The organism is Nonomuraea zeae (assembly GCF_005889725.1).
GTDB classification, from domain to species: Bacteria; Actinomycetota; Actinomycetes; order Streptosporangiales; family Streptosporangiaceae; genus Nonomuraea; species Nonomuraea zeae.
Genome location: NZ_VCKX01000633.1, coordinates 1 through 2,015, shown reverse-complemented (window position 1 = coordinate 2,015; position 2,015 = coordinate 1). Strand labels below are relative to the sequence as shown.

Here is a 2,015-nt window from a genome sequence, read left to right as displayed (position 1 = left end):
GGCACCGGCCAGTCACCCCCGACCATCCCGCAACCCACCGACCTCCAACTCCACCTCCTGGACCTGCTCAACATCGATCCACGAGACCTCCGCTGAAGATCACTCACGTGCGGAAAACGGGGCTAGCGAGATCACCTGTTCGGGGGTGAGAAGTCGGACAGTGGTCTTGCCGACCTCGGGAAGGCGGATGTCGACACAGGGAGTCTTGCGCAGGTATCCGTCGCGAACAGCGCCACGCATGATGCTGGCGAAGATTACGTAAATGGTCTCGATGGTGCTCGGGGCCAAGCCCTTGATCACCTGGAGGTCTTTAACCCACTGCTGCACCGTGGTGGGCCGGATGGCCGCCAGGCCCAGGCCGCCGAACGCGGGATTGATGTGATTGCGCAGGTGTCGATCGTAGGTCTCGGTGGTTCCCGGCTTGTGCAGCCGAGCCTTAATCCAGGTGGGTGCGTAGTCGCGGAACGGGGTCCGGCCCAGTCGTGGGTCGATCCATTCGCCTCGGGATTCGTCCGCTCTGCGCTGCGCGTCGAAGGCTTCGGCGCATGTCTCGGGGTCGGTGCCAGCCTTCTTGGGGAAGTTGCGTTTGCACTGTTGCCCGGTCCCATCGCGCCACCGCACCTGCCATCGGTCGCCCTGGAGATGATCGGTGGTGGGGTACAACATGGTCTTGCCACGGCTGTGCTCGCGGCATGGTTTGTCCCCATCACGTGGATGGCTCTTGTGCCATCGGTCGTAGACGCCCATCAGGAAACGTCCTGTTGCTGCCGGAACCAGTCCAGCACATCAGCTTGGAGATACCGCAGGTGGCGACCCACGCGGGCGGCTTTGGGACCGGTGCCGAGGTAACGCCATTGGTAGAGAGTAGCCTTGGGAACGCCGAGGAAGGCCGCAACCTCCTCAGTGGTCCAAGTCCGCTCCGTGGTTGGGTTCATAGATGACGGCTCCGTTCGCGTTCTGAGGGTTGGTCAGGCTGCGAGCGGTGTGGACGAGCTCTGTTCCCAGGCGTGGTGGGCGAGGTCTTCGCGTCCTGCTCGGGTGCGTTCGCGGGCTTGTGCCGCTGCCGTGTTGGCGAGGAGTTGGTCACCGGTGCTGTGCCAGCCGGTGCCTGCGTAGGTGAGGAATCCGACGATGAGGGTGGTTTCCTCGGTTTTGGTGTCAAGGTCTGCTTGACGCTGGAATGGCGCTGGTTGGGGGAGTCCCTCTGCCCTTAGGGCGGTCGTTGAGGGCTTGTGCGCGTCTGTAGGCGGCTCGTTCTTGCCGGATGGAGCCGAAGGTGATCGAGTAGCGGCGGGCTTTGGTGAGGAAGTGTCCGCCGAAGCCGAGCATATGCGCCCACCTGCGTAATCCGGCCCAGCCGGGTGCTTGGCCGAGGGTCCAGGCGGCGGCGATGAGCCGTTCGGGGTGGGTGCCATCGGGGTTGGCGTATAGGTCGATGGTGTCGGGGGTGAGTCGCCGGGAGGTGTGGCCGGTGGCTTCGGTGCCTTTGGTGGAGTACTTGGCGAGGTAGGCGGCTACGGCCTGGTCGTCGAGGGCGTCGCCGGAGGCCGACAGGGTGATGCGCCGGATCTCGTGGTGCTGGCCCCAGGCGATGCGCCAGCCTTCGGGGCGGGCAGAGTGGGGGTCGGTGGTGTGGGCGATGGTGGTGGCGGCCAGGGTGACGGCGGCGATGACGTCCTCGGTGGTGATGCCGTCCGGCGGCGCGATGATGAGGCCGGGGTTGTCGGGGTCGATGCCGTCCAGGCGGAGCAGGATGTGGAAGTGGACGGCGCCGCGGGCTTGGTATTCGGCGGCTTTGCCGTGGGAGAACCGGATTTTGGGCAGGCCGCGTTGCCGGGCGCGTTGGTTGAGGTGGCGTTCGGCGTGTTGTTTGGTGCGGCGCCAGAGTTCTCCGGCGTGGTGGTTCCAGACGACGTGGTGGGCGTGGTCGTAGCAGTCGGCGCACAGCGGCCGGCCGAGTTGTTCGTCTCCGGCGGGGTGGCGTTGCCAGCAGGCCAGCGGGGTGCCGTGGGGGC

3 protein-coding genes are annotated in these 2,015 nt (G+C 65.9%); all 3 read right to left on the bottom strand.

Going from position 1 to position 2,015, the window contains the following annotated elements; translation table 11 throughout:
* Positions 1 to 99: 99 nt before the first annotated feature.
* Entirely contained in the window at positions 100 to 747 is a 648-nt protein-coding gene (locus ETD85_RS61960; protein WP_138699043.1) for a site-specific integrase, read from the bottom strand.
* Positions 747 to 935 (bottom strand): helix-turn-helix transcriptional regulator, encoded by a 189-nt coding sequence (locus ETD85_RS61955; RefSeq protein ID WP_138699042.1) that lies wholly within the window; start codon positions 933 to 935, stop codon positions 747 to 749. Before ETD85_RS61955 ends, ETD85_RS61960 begins: the two co-directional genes overlap by 1 nt.
* Positions 936 to 1,158: 223 nt before the next feature.
* The coding region (locus ETD85_RS64270; protein WP_170247508.1) for a replication initiator at positions 1,159 to 2,015 on the bottom strand (857 nt) is incomplete at its 5' end.